The sequence below is a fragment of the Kineococcus sp. NBC_00420 genome (assembly GCF_036021035.1).
Lineage (GTDB): Bacteria > Actinomycetota > Actinomycetes > Actinomycetales > Kineococcaceae > Kineococcus.
In genome coordinates this window covers 5,101,077-5,117,018 of the sequence record NZ_CP107930.1, presented here as the reverse complement: position 1 = coordinate 5,117,018, position 15,942 = coordinate 5,101,077, and the positions used below count along the sequence as shown (strand labels likewise).

At 71.6% G+C, this 15,942-nt stretch carries 16 protein-coding genes; 3 read left to right on the top strand and 13 right to left on the bottom strand.

The features are described from left to right. Positions 1–12 precede the first annotated feature (12 nt). The 11 genes from gmk to pyrR form a co-directional block, all read right to left on the bottom strand. Positions 13–600 (bottom strand): guanylate kinase, encoded by a 588-nt coding sequence (gene gmk, locus OG218_RS24995; RefSeq protein WP_442906558.1) that lies wholly within the window; start codon positions 598–600, stop codon positions 13–15. Then, on the bottom strand, positions 597–947 hold the full coding sequence (gene mihF / locus OG218_RS24990; protein WP_328295919.1) for an integration host factor, actinobacterial type: 351 nt from the start codon (positions 945–947) through the stop codon (positions 597–599). The genes gmk and mihF overlap by 4 nt, the downstream gene beginning before the upstream one ends. Before the next feature lie 156 nt (positions 948–1,103). After that, positions 1,104–2,897 carry an ExeM/NucH family extracellular endonuclease gene (locus tag OG218_RS24985; protein WP_328295918.1) on the bottom strand — a complete coding sequence of 598 codons (1,794 nt, stop codon included), beginning with the start codon at positions 2,895–2,897 and terminating at the stop codon, positions 1,104–1,106. A 129-nt stretch (positions 2,898–3,026) separates the two neighbouring features. After that, positions 3,027–3,308 carry a hypothetical protein gene (locus tag OG218_RS24980; RefSeq protein WP_328295917.1) on the bottom strand — a complete coding sequence of 94 codons (282 nt, stop codon included), beginning with the start codon at positions 3,306–3,308 and terminating at the stop codon, positions 3,027–3,029. 63 nt (positions 3,309–3,371) lie between these two features. Next, positions 3,372–4,223, bottom strand: a complete 852-nt coding sequence (pyrF, locus tag OG218_RS24975) for an orotidine-5'-phosphate decarboxylase (protein ID WP_328295916.1) — start codon at positions 4,221–4,223, stop codon at positions 3,372–3,374. Further along, entirely contained in the window at positions 4,220–7,525 is a 3,306-nt protein-coding gene (gene carB, locus OG218_RS24970) for a carbamoyl-phosphate synthase large subunit (RefSeq protein ID WP_328295915.1), read from the bottom strand. Before carB ends, pyrF begins: the two co-directional genes overlap by 4 nt. Continuing rightward, a complete protein-coding gene (carA, locus tag OG218_RS24965; protein ID WP_328295914.1) occupies positions 7,525–8,688 on the bottom strand; it encodes a glutamine-hydrolyzing carbamoyl-phosphate synthase small subunit in 1,164 nt (387 codons plus the stop codon). The genes carB and carA overlap by 1 nt, the downstream gene beginning before the upstream one ends. Then, entirely contained in the window at positions 8,685–9,206 is a 522-nt protein-coding gene (locus tag OG218_RS24960; protein ID WP_328295913.1) for a PH-like domain-containing protein, read from the bottom strand. Before OG218_RS24960 ends, carA begins: the two co-directional genes overlap by 4 nt. Further along, positions 9,203–10,495, bottom strand: coding sequence for a dihydroorotase (locus tag OG218_RS24955; protein ID WP_328295912.1), 1,293 nt, complete (start codon positions 10,493–10,495; stop codon positions 9,203–9,205). Before OG218_RS24955 ends, OG218_RS24960 begins: the two co-directional genes overlap by 4 nt. Next, positions 10,492–11,451 (bottom strand): aspartate carbamoyltransferase catalytic subunit, encoded by a 960-nt coding sequence (locus OG218_RS24950; protein ID WP_328296293.1) that lies wholly within the window; start codon positions 11,449–11,451, stop codon positions 10,492–10,494. The genes OG218_RS24955 and OG218_RS24950 overlap by 4 nt, the downstream gene beginning before the upstream one ends. A 2-nt stretch (positions 11,452–11,453) precedes the next feature. After that, positions 11,454–12,026, bottom strand: coding sequence for a bifunctional pyr operon transcriptional regulator/uracil phosphoribosyltransferase PyrR (gene pyrR, locus OG218_RS24945; RefSeq protein WP_328295911.1), 573 nt, complete (start codon positions 12,024–12,026; stop codon positions 11,454–11,456). A gap of 280 nt (positions 12,027–12,306) precedes the next feature. Between pyrR and bldD the strand changes: the two genes are divergently transcribed. After that, a complete protein-coding gene (bldD, locus tag OG218_RS24940) occupies positions 12,307–12,801 on the top strand; it encodes a transcriptional regulator BldD (RefSeq protein WP_106206055.1) in 495 nt (164 codons plus the stop codon). A gap of 234 nt (positions 12,802–13,035) precedes the next feature. Beyond that, on the top strand, positions 13,036–13,968 hold the full coding sequence (locus OG218_RS24935) for a hypothetical protein (protein ID WP_328295910.1): 933 nt from the start codon (positions 13,036–13,038) through the stop codon (positions 13,966–13,968). Between the two features lie 81 nt (positions 13,969–14,049). On the opposite strand, the gene nusB is transcribed toward OG218_RS24935, so the two are convergent. Beyond that, the gene (gene nusB / locus OG218_RS24930; RefSeq protein WP_328295909.1) at positions 14,050–14,460 is read right to left on the bottom strand and encodes a transcription antitermination factor NusB; all 411 of its coding nucleotides are present in this window, start codon (positions 14,458–14,460) and stop codon (positions 14,050–14,052) included. Then, positions 14,460–15,023 carry an elongation factor P gene (gene efp, locus OG218_RS24925; protein ID WP_328295908.1) on the bottom strand — a complete coding sequence of 188 codons (564 nt, stop codon included), beginning with the start codon at positions 15,021–15,023 and terminating at the stop codon, positions 14,460–14,462. The genes nusB and efp overlap by 1 nt, the downstream gene beginning before the upstream one ends. 306 nt (positions 15,024–15,329) lie before the next feature. On the opposite strand from efp, the gene OG218_RS24920 reads away from it, so the two are divergent. Further along, positions 15,330–15,725, top strand: a complete 396-nt coding sequence (locus tag OG218_RS24920) for a hypothetical protein (RefSeq protein WP_328295907.1) — start codon at positions 15,330–15,332, stop codon at positions 15,723–15,725. Positions 15,726–15,942: the final 217 nt, after the last annotated feature.

Below are 15,942 nucleotides of genomic sequence, written 5' to 3'. Positions count from 1 at the left end.
GCGTCCGGTCCATCACGCAGGGTGGACCGGTAGACCCATGCATCCTACGAGCTCGTCGGTCGCCCGGCGCACGTCGTCGTTGTAGATGGTCACGTCGAACTCCGGTTCGGCCGCCAGTTCGACCTTCGCGGTGGCCAGGCGGCGCTCGCGCTCCTCCTCCGACTCCGTCCCGCGACCGACCAGGCGGCGCACGAGTTCGTCCCAGCTGGGCGGGGCGAGGAAGACGAACTGGGCGTTCAGGCCGGTGACGGGGATCGCCTCCCGGACCTGGCGGGCACCCGCGAGGTCGATCTCCAGCAGCGCCGGTCGACCGGAGGCCAGCACGTCGGCGACGGGACGACGCGGCGTGCCGTAGCGGTGGCGGCCGTGGACGCGGGCCCACTCCAGCAGCTCGCCGTCGCGCACGTAGCCGTCGAAGACGTCCTCGGAGACGAAGTGGTAGTGCACCCCGTCGACCTCGCCGGGACGCTGGGCCCTGGTCGTCGCCGACACCGAGATCCAGACCTCGGGGTAGCGCGCGCGGAGGTCGGCGGAGACGGTGCCCTTCCCGACGGCCGTGGGGCCGGCCAGGACGGTCAGGCGCGGGGTCGCAGCGTTCAGGAGGTGCTCCCGGCGGCGTGGTCCGGGGAGCGGTGGTTCCCGAACCGGTCGACCAGGGCGGCGATCTGGTGCGCCCCGAGGCCCCGCACGCGGCGCGACTCCGAGATCCCGATCTCCTCCATGATCTGCTTCGCGCGGACCTTGCCCACGTTCGGCAACGACTCCAGCAGCGCGGAGACCTTCATCTTGCCCAGGACCTCGTTCTCCTGGCCGTCCTTGATGACCTCTTCGAGGTCACCGCCGGTGTACTTCAGGCGGTGCTTCACCGCGGCGCGTTCCCGGCGGGCGGCAGCCGCCTTCTCCAGCGCAGCGGCGCGCTGTTCGGCGGTCAGGGGAGGCAGAGCCACGTAGTCACCTCGGGTCGTCCACTCGAGTTTCTGCGGTGTCGCCCGGTCGAGCGGACGAACACCAGGAGGAGTTCGGCTGAACCTATCCACCCTGGTCACAGCCCTGCAACGGGAGGGGGTCCCCGCGGGCTCCGGGGACGGGTCGCCGGGTCCCCGTCAGCGCGCCAGGTCGATGCCGATGACCAGCGGGTCGTGGTCGCTGGAGCGGTAGGGGTTCGCCGCGTACAGCGCCGGGTCCCCGTCGTACTCGTAGGCGAAGGACTCCACCGAGTTGACGTTCCAGTGCGCCACGCCGGTGATCTTCCGCGTCAGCTCCCGGGTGGCCAGCGCGTGGTCGAGGGAACCGGAGAGGGCGTCGAAGACGTAGCTGTAGCGACCGGCGTCGAACCTCGAGCCCAGGTCGGTGAACCCGTCGCGACGCAGTTCCTCGATCGGGTCCTCCCGCGTGTAGGAGTTGAAGTCGCCGAGCAGGACGACGTCGGGGTCACCCGTGCTGCGGCGCAACCGGTCCGCGAACCCGGCCAGCGACGCGGCCTGGCGCACCCGGGCGCCGTTCCAGGCTCCCTGCCCGTCGCCGGAGTCGGCGTCGTCGCCGACGGCGTCGTCACCGGAACCCTTGGACTTGAAGTGGTTCGCCACCACGGTGAACCGGTCGGTCCTCCCCCGTCCGACCTGCACGAAGGTCTGCGCCTGCGGTTCGCGGGCGTTGGACCAGACGCTCTCGTCGACGAGGCCGACGGGGGCGCCCAGTGCCCGGACGGTGTCGTCGCGGTAGACGATGGCGCTGCGGATCGCGTCGCGCTGCACCCCGTACAGCTCGGCCGGCATCGGGACGTAGGACCAGTGCCCGTCGCCCGCCGCGTTCAACCGGCGCGTGAGGTCGGCGAGAGCGGTGTCGGCGTTGCCGGGGGTGAGTCCGGTGGAGTCGGTGTCCTCGATCTCCATGAGGGTCACGACGTCGGCCCCGAGGGCCCTGATCGCCGGCACGATCTTGGCGGCCTGGGCGTCGAGCCCCGCCTGGTCCGCGGCCCCCCGCGCGTCCGGGCCCGTGAAGGTCAGGAAGTAGTTCAGGACGTTGAAGGCCCCGATCTGCACGTCACCGCCGACGCGGTAGGGGCGGCGTTCCCGGGTGTCCTGGGCCGCGAACACCCCGTCGGCGGTGCCGTCGGCGGGCTGCAACCGCCAGGCGTCGAACCCGTGGCCGAGGACGAGCGGTTCGCGGAACCGCACGACGTCGCCCACCCGGACGGGGGTGGTGGCCGAGAGGTAGGGCCGCTCCGTCGTGCTGGTGCGGGCGCTCGAGGCGTCGTCGAGGACGATGCTGGAGTTCGCGTTGTCCGTCGCGATGCGCTGCGCGCGGGGCGAGCCCGGGCGGGCCAGTTCGGTGGGCTGGACGAGCCGGCCGCCTGCGGACAGGGTCAGCTCCCCGAAGCGGGTGAGGTCGTAGACCTCGCTGACCGTCAGCGCGTCGGCCGGGGCGACGAGCATGCCCTCGAGGCGCTCCCGGGCGGCGGGGTCGGCGGGGAGGTCCAGCTTCGCGGCCTTCGGCAGGTTCCTCGCCGACCCCTCGGCGCAGACGGTGACGCCGCCGCGGGCCGAGACCTGGGTCTGGCCGGAGTACTCGCTCACCGCGCCGGTCGCGGTCACCGTGTCGCCCAGGTCGACGGCGGCGTCCGGCGCGTACACGAAGACGCCGTCGGAGGTCGCGCGGTCCCGATCGCCGCCGTCCTGGAGGTAGAAGCCGGACAACCCCGGGACGTCGCCGACGACGGTCCCGCTCACGGTGACGGTCCGACCGGCGAGGGGGCTGACGTCACCGGTGCCCTGGACGGCACCGACGGCCTGCGTGGGCGCGGCGCAGCCGGTCGCCGTGGCGGGCAGGGCGGTGAGCAGTGGGCTCGCGAGGACGAGGGCGAGCGCGCCCCCGGTCAGCAGTCGGGCGCGGCGCATGAGTGGGTCCCCCCGGTCGGTTCCGTGATCGGGAGCAACCTAGCCACTCTCAGCAACGACACAACCACCTCACGGTGAACACCTCCCCCCGCCCCGTGATCCCGCGGGGATTCCCCGCGGGATCACGGGTCAGAGGGGGGTGCCGCTCGCGGTGTCGACGGTCATCCGCTCCAGCCAGGCGCGGGCCTCCAACGCGGCGAGGAGTTGCCGTTCGCCGCCCGCGACCCGCATCTCGGCCGGGGCGAGCTCGGCGACGGCGGCGACGGCCTCGCGCAGGATCGTCACCGGGTCCAGCGAGAGCCCGCGCAGGGAGGCACCGACCTGACGCCGCGCCTCGAGCTCGTCGTGACCGACCTCGACGGCCGTCACCGTGAGGGCCGCGAGCCCCCGGGCGATCTCCTTCGAGGGCATCAGCAGGTCTCGCCGGGGTGTCGCAGGAGCACCCGTCCATCGTAGTGAGCGGTGGTGCCGCGGCTAGCGGGCCAGCGCCGCTCCGACCGCGTCCGCGCTGCGACGGGCCGCGTCGCGCAGGGCCGTCACGTCGGGTCCGGCCTGCAGGACCTCCCGCGAACTGGACGCGAGCACCAACCGGCGCCCATGGCCGAACACCCGCTGCAGGTCCTGCGCGGTCGCACCCTGCGCGCCGACCCCGGGGGCCAGCAGCGGACCGTTCACGGCGTCGAGGTCGATGCCCAGGTCCTCCACGGCGGAACCCACGGTCGCGCCGACGACGAGACCGACGTCACCGAAGGGCGACGCACCGGAGTTCTCCCGCGCCGCGGACTCCGCGACGGCCCGGGCGACGGAGCGACCGTCGTGACCGAGCGCGTGCTGGACGCCGGCCCCCTCCGCGTTCGAGGTGAGCGCCAGCACGAAGACGCCCCGGCCGTTCGCCAAGGCCAGGTCCAGGACCGGGCGCAACGACCCGAACCCCAGGTAGGGCGAGACCGTGACGGCGTCCCCGGCCAGCGGCGAGTCGCCCACGAACGCGTCGGCGTAGGCGGCCATGGTCGAGCCGATGTCCCCGCGCTTGGCGTCGACGATCGTCAGCAGACCGGCCGCGCGGGCGTCGGCGACGACACGTTCCAGCGCGGCCACCCCGCGGGAGCCGTGCCGTTCGAAGAACGCCGCCTGCGGTTTGACGCAGGCGACGTTCCCGGCGAGCGCCTCGACGACCGTGCGGCCGAACCGTTCGACGCCCGCGGCGTCGTCGCTCAGTCCCCACGCCGCGAGCAGCGGGGCGTGCGGGTCGATGCCCGCGCACAGCGGACCGTGCGCGGCCATCGCCGCGGCGAGGCGCTCCCCGAAGCGCGCCGTCGGCCTCACGCGCGGAACCCGTCCCAGGCGGCGACGAGCCGCGCGGTGTGCTCCTGCAGCGACGCGACGTTCCGCCCGCCGCCGTTGCGGTAGGCCTCGATGGCCTGCACCGCAGCGGAGAGCTCCTGGATCGTCGTGATGATCGGCGCCCCGACCGCGGTGGCGGCGGCGCGGATCTCGTAGCCGTCGGCGCGGGCCTGGTTGCCGGAGGGGGTGTTGACGACCATCGAGATCTCGCCGTCCCCGATGCGCCCGACGATCGTGGGTTCCCCGTCCTCCCCGACGCCCTCGGTGAGCTTGCGCACCACGGTGGAGGCGATCCCGTTGCGACGCAGCACCTGCGCGGTGCCCTCGGTGGCGACCAGGGTGAACCCGAGGTCGGCGAGGCGCTTGATCGGGAAGATCATCGCGCGCTTGTCCCGGTCGGCGACCGAGATGAACGCGGTCCCCTCGGTCGGCAGCCCGCCGTAGGCGGCGGTCTGCGACTTCCCGAACGCCGTCGGGAAGTCGACGTCGATGCCCATGACCTCACCGGTCGAGCGCATCTCCGGCCCGAGCAGGGAGTCGACGACGACGCCCTCGGCGGTGCGGAACCGCGCGAACGGCAGCACCGCTTCCTTCACCGACACCGGCGAGTCCGCCGGCAGCAGCCCACCGTCGCCTCGGGAGGGCAGCAGACCCTCGGCCCGCAGGTCCCGGATCGAGGTGCCCGCCATCAACCGCGCGGCGGCCTTGGCCAGCGCGACCCCGGTGGCCTTGGAGACGAACGGCACGGTGCGCGAGGCCCGCGGGTTCGCCTCGAGGACGTAGAGGATGTCGGCGGCGAGGGCGAACTGCACGTTGAGCAGACCCCGCACCCCCACCCCGCGGGCGATGGCCTCGGTCGCGGTGCGGACCCGGGCGAGTTCGGAGTTGCCGAGCGTCGCGGGCGGGATGACGCAGGCCGAGTCGCCGGAGTGGATGCCGGCCTCCTCGATGTGCTCCATGATCCCGCCGAGGTACATCTCCTCGCCGTCGAACAACGCGTCCACATCGATCTCGATGGCGTCGTCGAGGAACCGGTCGACGAGCACGGGCCGTTCCGGCGACACCTCGGTCGCGGTCCGCATGTACTCCTCGAGGGAGGCCTCGTCGTAGACGATCTGCATCCCGCGGCCACCGAGGACGTAGCTCGGGCGGACGAGGACGGGGTAGCCGATCTCGGCGGCGATCGCCTTGGCGCCCGGGAAGCTCGACGCCGTCCCGTGCTTCGGGGCGACCAGCCCGGCGCGTTCCAGCACCTGGCCGAAGGCGCCGCGCTCCTCGGCGAGGTCGATGGCCTGCGGCGAGGTCCCGATGATCGGGACACCCGCCTCCTCGAGCTTCGCGGCGAGGCCCAGCGGGGTCTGTCCGCCGAGCTGCACGATGACGCCCTTGACCGGGCCGCAGCGCATCTCGGCGTGCACGACCTCGAGGACGTCCTCGAGGGTGAGGGGTTCGAAGTACAACCGGTCGGAGGTGTCGTAGTCCGTGGACACCGTCTCGGGGTTGCAGTTGACCATGACGGTCTCGTACCCGGCGTCGCGCAGCGCGAAGCTCGCGTGCACGCAGGAGTAGTCGAACTCCACGCCCTGCCCGATGCGGTTGGGGCCCGAGCCGAGGATGAGGATCGCCTCCTTCTCGCGGGGGCGGGTCTCGTCCTCCTCGTCGTAGCTGGAGTAGTGGTACGGCGTGCTCGCCGCGAACTCGGCGGCGCAGGTGTCGACGGTCTTGAAGACGGGCCGGATCCCCAGCGCGTGCCGGACGCCGCGGACGACGTCCTCGGGCAGGTGACGCAGTTCGCCGATCTGCAGGTCCGAGAACCCGTGCCGCTTGGCGTGACGCAGCAGGTCCGGGGTGAGTTCGTCGCTCTCGCGGACCTCGACGGCGATCTCGTCGAGCAGGAACAGCTGGTCCAGGAACCACGGGTCGATCCGGGTGGACTCGAACAGCTCCGCCGGGGTCGCACCCGCGCGGATGGCCTGCATGACCAGCCCGATGCGTTCGTCGGTGGGCTGCGCGGCGCGGCGCAGCAGATCCGCTCGGTCCCCCGGGTCACCCGCCCAGGAGAACTGCGCGCCGCGCTTCTCGGTGCTGCGCAACGCCTTCTGCAGCGCCTCGGTGAAGTTGCGGCCCAGCGCCATGGCCTCGCCGACGCTCTTCATCGTCGTGGTCAGCGTGGGGTCGGCGGCCGGGAACTTCTCGAACGCGAACCGCGGGACCTTGACCACGACGTAGTCGAGGGAGGGTTCGAAGCTCGCCGGGGTCGAGCGGGTGATGTCGTTCGGGATCTCGTCGAGGGTGTAGCCGACGGCGAGGCGGGCGGCGATCTTGGCGATGGGGAACCCCGTCGCCTTCGACGCCAGCGCGGAGGAACGCGACACCCGCGGGTTCATCTCGATGACGATGATGCGACCGTCGGCGGGGTTCACCGCGAACTGGATGTTGCAGCCGCCGGTGTCGACGCCGACCTCGCGGATGACGGCGATCGCGATGTCGCGCATCCGCTGGTACTCGCGGTCGGTGAGGGTCATCGCGGGCGCGACGGTGATGGAGTCGCCGGTGTGGACGCCCATCGGGTCGAAGTTCTCGATCGAGCAGACGACCACGACGTTGTCGGCGCGGTCGCGCATGAGTTCGAGCTCGTACTCCTTCCAGCCCATGATCGACTCCTCGAGGAGCACCTCGGTCACGGGCGAGTGGTGCAGCCCCTGACCGGCGATGCGCCGGAGGTCGTTCTCGTCGTAGGCGAAACCCGAACCCAGCCCGCCCATGGTGAAGCTGGGGCGCACGACGACGGGGTAGCCGAGGTCGGCCGCTCCGGCGAGGACCTCGTCCATCGAGTGGCAGAGGTGGCTGCGCGCGGACTCCGCACCGCAACGTTCGACGACGCCCTTGAACAGCTGGCGGTCCTCGCCGAGCTTGATGGCGTCGACGTCGGCGCCGATGAGCTCGGCGCCGTACTTCTCGAGGACGCCGTTCTCGTAGAGCGCGATCGCGGTGTTCAGCGCGGTCTGGCCCCCGAGGGTCGCCAGCACCGCGTCGGGACGTTCCTTGGCGATGATCGCCTCGACCACGGAGGGGGTGATCGGCTCGACGTAGGTCGCGTCGGCCATCTCCGGGTCGGTCATGATCGTCGCCGGGTTGGAGTTCACCAGGATGACGCGCAGCCCCTCGGCGCGCAGCACGCGGCAGGCCTGGGTCCCGGAGTAGTCGAACTCGGCGGCCTGGCCGATGACGATGGGCCCGGACCCGATGACGAGGACCGACTTCAGATCGGTGCGACGGGGCATCAGGCGTCCTTCTCGTGGTCGTCGTGCACCGGGTTCGCCATGAGGTCGACGAACCGGTCGAACAGGTAGGAGGCGTCGTGCGGACCGGCCGCCGCCTCCGGGTGGTACTGCACGGAGAACGCCGGCGCGTCCAGGCAGCGCAGCCCCTCGACGACGCCGTCGTTGAGCCCGACGTGGCTCACCTCGGCCCGCCCGTAGGGGGTGTCGCGAACCTCCCCGGCGGTTCCGTCCACGGCGAAACCGTGGTTGTGCGCGGTGACCTCGACCTTGCGGGTCGTGAGGTCCATCACCGGCTGGTTGATCCCGCGGTGGCCGTACTTGAGCTTGTAGGTCCCGAACCCGAGCGCACGACCGAGGAGCTGGTTGCCGTAGCAGATCCCGAAGAACGGGATCCGGCGCTCCAGCACCCCCTGCAGGACCTCGATCTCGTGGGTCGCGGCGGCCGGGTCGCCCGGGCCGTTGGAGAAGAACACCCCGTCGGGGGCGCTCCCGTCCGGCCCGGAGGTCAGCACCTGCTCCAGGGTCACGGTCGAGGGCACGACGGTCACGTCGATCCCGCGTTCCGCGAGGCGGTGCGGGGTCATCGACTTGATGCCGAGATCGACGGCGGTGACGGAGAACCGCCGCTCCCCCACGGCCGGCACGACGTAGTCCGCGTCGGTGCTGACCAGCGAGGCGAGGTCGGTGCCCTCCATGTCGGGGGCGTCGTGCACGGCCTGCAGCAGTTCCGCGGGCGACTTCGCGGCGGCGTCGCCGGAGAACACCCCGACCTTCATCGCGCCGCGTTCGCGCAGGTGCCGGGTCAGCGCGCGGGTGTCGACCCCGGAGATCCCGACGACCCCCTGGGCGTCGAGCTCCTCGCCGAGACCGCGCTGCGAGCGCCAGTTCGAGGGGGTGCGCGCGGGGTCGCGGACGACGTAGCCGGCGACCCAGATCCGGCCCGACTCCTGGTCCTCGTCGTTGTAGCCGGTGTTCCCGACGTGCGGGGCGGTCATGACGACGACCTGGCGGTGGTAGCTGGGGTCGGTCAGCGTCTCCTGGTAGCCGGTCATGCCGGTGGAGAACACCGCCTCACCGACGGTCTGACCCACGCGGCCGTAGGCCTGTCCGTGGAACGTGCGGCCGTCCTCGAGGACGAGCACGGCGGGAACGCGGTCGCTCACTGGGCACCTCCGGGGTTCTTCGTGTTCTTGTGCTTGCGCACGAGTTCCTCCACCTGCTCCGCGAACGCCGCACCCTCGGCGGGGTGTCGCGGTTTCACTCCCGTGTCGACGACCCTGTCCCCCAGCTTCCAGCGGAGGACGATGAGCCCCTTCTCCTTGCCGATCCACTTGCCGACCATGCCCGGCCCGTGGCCGACGCCGAGGACGTCTCCGATCGGGACGACGAACGAGCGCGCGCCCTGGCGCAGGAACCCGATGCCCTCCTCGACGAAGCCCAGCTGCACCGCGCTGCGGCTGCCGAGCCCGTGGGCGGCGATCCGGTCCAGGGCGTTCTCCGCGTCGGTCGTGGAGACGTAGATCCCCTCGACGGAGCGGCTCATGGCCTTCCAGTCCCTGGCCCCGACCGGGCGCGGCAGGTCGCGCCGCTGGCGCAACGCACGACCGCGGTAGCCCATGAACATCATCCGCCACAGCACGAGCAGCGCCGCGACGAGGACGATCACCGCGATGATCTTCACGCGTCCACCAGCTGGGAACCGAGGACGGTCGCGCGCCCGCGCAGGAACGTGGCGACGACCTGACCGGGGAGCTCCATGTCCCGGAACGGCGAGTTCCGACCGGCGGTGGCCATCGCGGCCGGGTCGACGGTCCAGCGGGCGGCCGGGTCGAGCAGCACGAGGTTCGCGGCGCTGCCGACGGCGATCGGCTGACCGTGGGTGGCGAGGCGGCCGATCCGCGCGGGCGCGAACGACATCCGGTCGGCGAGGGTGTCCCAGCCGATGAGGCCGGAGTCGACCATCGTGTGCTGCACGACGCTCAGCGCGGTCTCCAGCCCCGTCATCCCCATGGCCGCGGCGGACCACTCGCAGTCCTTGGCCTCGACCGGGTGCGGGGCGTGGTCGGTGGCGACGACGTCGATCGTCCCGTCGGCCAGACCCTCGCGGACGGCCTCGACGTCGGCCTGGGTGCGCAGCGGCGGGTTGACCTTGTAGACCGGGTCGTAGCCCCGGACGAGTTCGTCGGTGAGCAGCAGGTGGTGGGGGGTGACCTCGGCCGTGACCTGGACCCCGCGCGCCTTGGCCCAGCGGACGATGTCGACGGAGCCCTTGGTGGAGAGGTGGCAGACGTGCAGGCGCGAGCCGACGTGGTCGGCGAGCAGCACGTCGCGGGCGATGATCGCCTCCTCGGCCACGCTCGGCCAGCCGCGCAGGCCGAGGACGGCGCTCACGGTGCCCTCGTTCATCTGCGCGCCCTCGGTGAGGCGCGGTTCCTGGGCGTGCTGGGCGATGACGCCGTCGAACGCCTTGACGTACTCCAGGGCCCGGCGCATCAGGACGGCGTCGGAGACGCAGTGCCCGTCGTCGGAGAAGACCCGGACCCCCGCACGGGAGTCGGCCATGGCGCCGAGTTCGGCGAGCTGCTGCCCGGCGAGACCGACCGTGACGGCGCCGACGGGACGGACGTCGACCCAGCCGGCCTCCTCGCCGAGGCGCTGGACCTGCTCGACGACCCCGGCGGTGTCGGCGACGGGGAAGGTGTTGGCCATCGCGAAGACGCTGGTGTAGCCGCCGCGGGCCGCGCTGCGGGTGCCGGACTCGACGGTCTCGGCGTCCTCGCGACCGGGTTCGCGCAGGTGGGTGTGCAGGTCGACGAGACCCGGCAGCGCGATGAGCCCCGTGGCGTCGAGCACCGTGGCGCCCTCGGCGCTCAGGCCCGGCCCGATCGCGGCGATGCGGCCGTCGCGCAGCAGCAGGTCGCTCGCCTCGCCGCCCAGCGGTCTCACGTTGCGGATGATCGTGGTGTTCACGCGTCCCCTCCCGGGAGTTCGCCGGCCAGCAACAGGTAGAGGACGGCCATCCGCACCGCGACGCCGTTGCCGACCTGCTCGACGATGGTGGAGCGGGCCGAGTCGGCCGCCTCGGCGGAGATCTCCAGCCCGCGGTTCATCGGGCCCGGGTGCATCACGATGGCGTGGTCGTTGAGCAGTTCGAGCCGCTTGCGGGCGAGGCCGTAGCGGCGGCTGTACTCCCGCGCGGAGGGGAAGAACGACCCCTGGGAGGCGTCCATCCGCTCGGCCTGCACCCGCAGCATCATCACCGCGTCGGGATCGGCCGCGCGCAGGGTCGCGTCGAGGTCGTGGGAGGAGGCGCACGGCCAGTCCTCGATCCCGACGGGCAGCAGCGTCGGCGGAGCGACGAGGGTGACCTGCGCGCCGAGGGTGTGCAGCAGCAGGACGTTGGAGCGGGCGACCCGGGAGTGCAGGACGTCGCCGACGATGACGACCTTCGCGCCCTGCAGGTCGCCCGTGCCGGCGCGGAGGTGGCGACGCATCGTGTACGCGTCGAGCAGGGCCTGGGTGGGGTGCTCGTGGGTGCCGTCCCCGGCGTTGACGACCGCACCCTTCGTCCAGCCCGCGTGCGCGAGCCGGTGCGGGGCGCCGGAGGAGCCGTGCCGGACGACGACGGCGTCGGCGCCCATGGCCTCCAGCGTCAGCGCGGTGTCCTTGAGGCTCTCGCCCTTGGAGACGCTGGAGCCCTTGGCGGAGAAGTTGATGACGTCGGCGCTGAGGCGCTTCGCGGCGGCCTCGAACGACGTGCGGGTGCGGGTGGAGTCCTCGAAGAAGAGGTTCACGACCGTCCGTCCGCGCAGCGTGGGGAGCTTCTTGATCTCCCGGCGCTGGGTGGCGGCCATCTCCTCGGCGACGTCGAGGACGCGGACGGCGGCGTCGCGGTCGAGGTCGGCGGCGGAGAGCAGGTGGCGCATGGTCACTGGAGGCCTCCCGTGATCATGACCGCGTCGCGGCCGTCGAGCTCGCTCAGCAGGACGCTGACGCGCTCGGTCGAGGACGTCGGGAGGTTCTTGCCGACGTGGTCGGCGCGGATCGGCAGCTCGCGGTGACCGCGGTCGACGAGGACGGCGAGCCGGACCGCACGGGGGCGGCCGAGGTCGTTGAGCGCGTCGAGGGCGGCACGGATGGTCCGCCCGGAGTAGAGGACGTCGTCGACGAGGACCACGACCTTGTCGTCGATCCCGCCGGCCGGCAGCTCCGTGGGGAGCAGCTCGCGGGTGGGGTGGCGGCGCAGGTCGTCGCGGTACATCGTGACGTCGAGGGAGCCGGTCGGGACGGTGCGTCCCTCGACCTCGGCCAGCCTGGCCGCCAGTCGCTTCGCGAGGGGGACCCCGCGGGTGGGGATGCCGAGCAGGACGAGATCGTCCGCACCCCTGTTGGTCTCCAGCAGCTCGTGCGCGATGCGCGACACGGCACGGGAGATGTCGGCTCCTTCGAGGAGCACCCTGCCCTGCGCGGACGGGTCTGCCTGGTCATGGGCAGCGCTCACTGCGACCTCCTTCCCCGCCTCACTGGACGGATCCTTAAAGGACGTCTTCACCGGCTCCCCACCTCGTCGTGACGGTGGGTGCTGGTCACCGGGGACCTTACAGGAGCAGGCTGGTGTCCTCGTGCGGGGGCGCCTCGACTCCCGAGAGCTGTCGTTGCGGGGTCAAACGCTCACACGGAGTAATGGCTGGAGTGCCGAGAGAGTGGTGAATCTCTGAGAACAGGGTGGGAAACGGCAGGTCAGCTTGACGAAGACGTTCACGCTCCGTGACGATTCTCGTATGGCATCGGACTACTCCCGCGCACTCGGATCGCGCCTTCGCGCCATCCGTACTCAACAGGGTCTGTCCCTGCACGGCGTCGAAGAGAAGTCCGAGGGACGGTGGAAGGCTGTCGTCGTCGGTTCTTACGAACGTGGCGACCGTGCAGTGACCGTTCAGCGACTGGCAGAACTCGCGGACTTCTACGGAGTCCCCGTCTCGGCTCTGCTTCCCGAAGGCGCCCCGCAGGGCAGCTCCGAGCCGCCGCCGCGGCTCGTGCTCGACCTCGAGCGTCTCCAGGAGGTCCCCGCCGAGAAGGCCGGCCCCCTCGACCGCTACGCGAAGACCATCCAGTCCCAGCGTGGCGACTACAACGGCCGGGTCCTCTCGATCCGCGCCGACGACCTCCGCACCCTCGCCGTCATCTACGACGTCCCCGCGACGACGTTGTGCGACGAGTTCATCGCCTGGGGCGTGCTCAACGCCGACGCGCGTCGCGCCGTCGAGCACGGCTGATCCCACCCGAACGCCGACGGCCCGGTCCCCTCGTGGGGGCCGGGCCGTTCGGCGTTGTCGGCGCCCGGGGGTGGGATCGTTGCCTCCCCGAGGCCACTAGACGTCACCGGGGAGGCAACGATCCCACCGGAGGGGTGACGACGGCGTCTCCACAGCCGCTCTGAGCACCCGACCGTCCACACCCGGCACCGCCGCACGACACGTAGGCGGTCGCGCCGCCCGAACATCCTCGGCATGACTCGACGGACTTTCGACCCGGACGCTGTCGAAACGCTCCTCCGGGAGAACGACCGCATCGCGACGCACGCGCAGCTGAGGGCGTTGGGGATGCCGATCAAGACCATCGCGCGGTGGGCGAGCAGAGGCCCCTGGCAGCGTGTCCTCCCCGGCGTCGTCGCCGGCCACCGCGGCACGCTGTCACGGCGTCAACGACGCCTCGGCGCCCTGGCCTACTGCGGTCCGGCCGCGGTCCTGAGCGGAGAGCACGCGCTCGAGGTCCTGGGCGTCACCGGCGAACGGATCGTCATCGGGGACCAGATCCTCGTGCTCATCCCGTGGACCCGGAAACGCCTGTCCACGGGATTTGTCACCGTCGAACGCACCCAGCGCGAACCCGTGGTCAGCGTCAGACGCGGCCTCCCCGTCGTCCCTCCCGCGCGAGCCGCTGCTGACGCCGCCCGGCACGGCGCCGACCTCGAGCGCATCCGCGAGATCTTCGGCGCGACCCTGCACCAGCGGCGCTGCACGGTGGAGGAGTTGAGGGAGGAGGTCCTCGACGGACCGACGCAACGCACCGCCGACGCCCGTCTCGTCCTGAGCGAGGTGTCGGCCGGGGTCAGGAGCACCGCGGAGGCGACCGTCCTCCGTGCGATCTCGGCGTCCGGCCTGCCGCAGCCGCTCTGGAACGAGACGGTGGTCGTGAACGGCCTGGTCGTCGGCGAGGCCGACGCGTACTGGCCTGAGCTCGGCGTCGCGCTCGAGGTCGACGGGATCCGTTGGCACTCGACGCCCCACGACATCCGGCGTACCCAGACGAAGCAGCGGGCCTACGCGGAAGCCGGGATCCTGCTCGTCTCCATCGCCCCCGCCGACGTCCTCGCCGACCTGGACGGGTTCCTCCGGCAACTGGGCACGACCCTCGCTGTCGCGGCCCGACGGGTCGGCTGACGCGGAGGGGGATCGTTGCCTCCCCGATGACGCTCTACGTCATCGGGGAGGCAACGATCCCCCTCCAGCACGCCCACCCACTCAGGCGGAGAGGGTCTCCTTGAGCTCCGCGATCCGGGCCAGGAGCCCGTTCACGAACTTCGGGGACTCGTCCGTCGAGAGGTCCTGCGCGATCTCCACGGCCTCGCTGACGGCCACGTGGTCGGGGACGTCGGGGGCGTGCAGGATCTCCCAGACCCCGATGCGGAGCATCGCGCGGTCGACCGCCGGCATCCGGTCGATCGTCCAGCCCATCGAGTACGTCGAGAGGATCTCGTCGATGCGGGCCTGCTGGGCGACGACGCCCTCGACGAGGGTGACCGCGTACTCGCCCACGGGCGGGTCGGCGCGGACGATCTTGTCCTTGAGGACGTCCAGGGGTGCCAGCCCGCGCTGGTCGGCCTCGAAGAGGACCTCCAGCGCGCGCGTGCGTGCCTTGCGGCGGGCAGCCATCAGTCGTTGACGCGGCCGAGGTAGTCGCCCGAGCGGGTGTCCACCTTGACCTTGGTGCCGGTCTCGAGGAACAGCGGGACCTGGATCTCGTAGCCCGTCTCCACCGTCGCGGGCTTGGTGCCACCGGTGGAGCGGTCACCCTGCAGGCCGGGCTCGGTGTAGGTGATCTCGAGGACGACCGACGCCGGCAGCTCGACGTAGAGGGGGGTGCCCTCGTGCGTCGCGACCATGGCCTCGGTGGACTCGAGCATGTAGTTGGCGGCGTCACCGACGGTGGTCGCGCTGACGTAGAGCTGGTCGTAGGTGGCGGAGTCCATGAAGACGTAGTCCTCGCCGTCCTTGTACAGGTACTGCATGTCGCGCTTGTCGACCGTCGCCGTTTCCACCTTGGAGCCTGCGTTGAAGGTGCGGTCCACGACCTTGCCGGAGAGGACGTTCTTGAGCTTGGTCCGGACGAAGGCCCCGCCCTTGCCGGGCTTCACGTGCTGGAACTCGACCACGGCCCAGAGGTTGCCGTCGAGGTTCAGCACGGTGCCGTTCTTCAGGTCGTTCGTCGATGCCACGTCGTCTCTCAGTCCATCTCGTTGTCCGTCGATCACCCGGCGACCGGGAACGGGCGCGGGTGTAGCTGATGCATCCTACCGAGCGAACTGCCCCCGTCCCGTCCGCACGGGTGGCGTCCGGGTGTCCCGGCGATCACCCTGCGCCCAGCCTGCGGGGGCGCCCGTTGGGCCGGACGGTGGAGTGGGATGCGCGTCCGGGTGGCCCGCAGGCTCCGGACCTCAGTCGCGCAGGCGCCGCGCCCGATCACTCCTGGGCAACGCCAGAGCGACCCCCGCCGGCGCTGGACCAGGGAGAGGAGACCGCGTGTGAGCCTGTACGTGGAGACCCCCACCCGCCCCGATCCCCCGTACCCGGGTCGACGACCGCACCGCGCCGCCGTCGTGGGCGCCGGGGTGCTGATCGTGCTCGGACTGGCGAGCGCCGTCACCCTTCCCGTCGTCCTCAAGGACCGAGCGTCCAGCGCCGCGACGAGCCTGCGGGAACAGTTGCAGCAGGTGGCCTCCGCGCAGAGCGTGTGGAAGACCGCGCACGGGAGCTACACGACGCAGCTCTCGGACCTTCGAATGAGAGAACCGGACGGGGACCTCGCGATCGTCCGAGCGGACGATTCTGGGTTCTGCGCCGGCGCCTTCGACGAGGAGACACGGACGGCGTTGTTCTACTCCGCTGCTGCCGGATTCAGCAGTACCGCCTGCACGTGACCTGTCTGGTCCTCGGAGAACTGCACCATCACGGATGATCGTGCTAGAACGACGTGGACAGGCCCGAATCCCCTGAGGACCCTCGCCACGGAGGCAACCGCAGGTCCTCGCTCCACCCCTGCGAAGAGTCCTGCCCACCCCGCGTTCCGCCGGCACGCCCTCGCGATTGGGCAGCACACCCCAGTTCGGCGGCACACCTCAGTCCGGGAACACACCA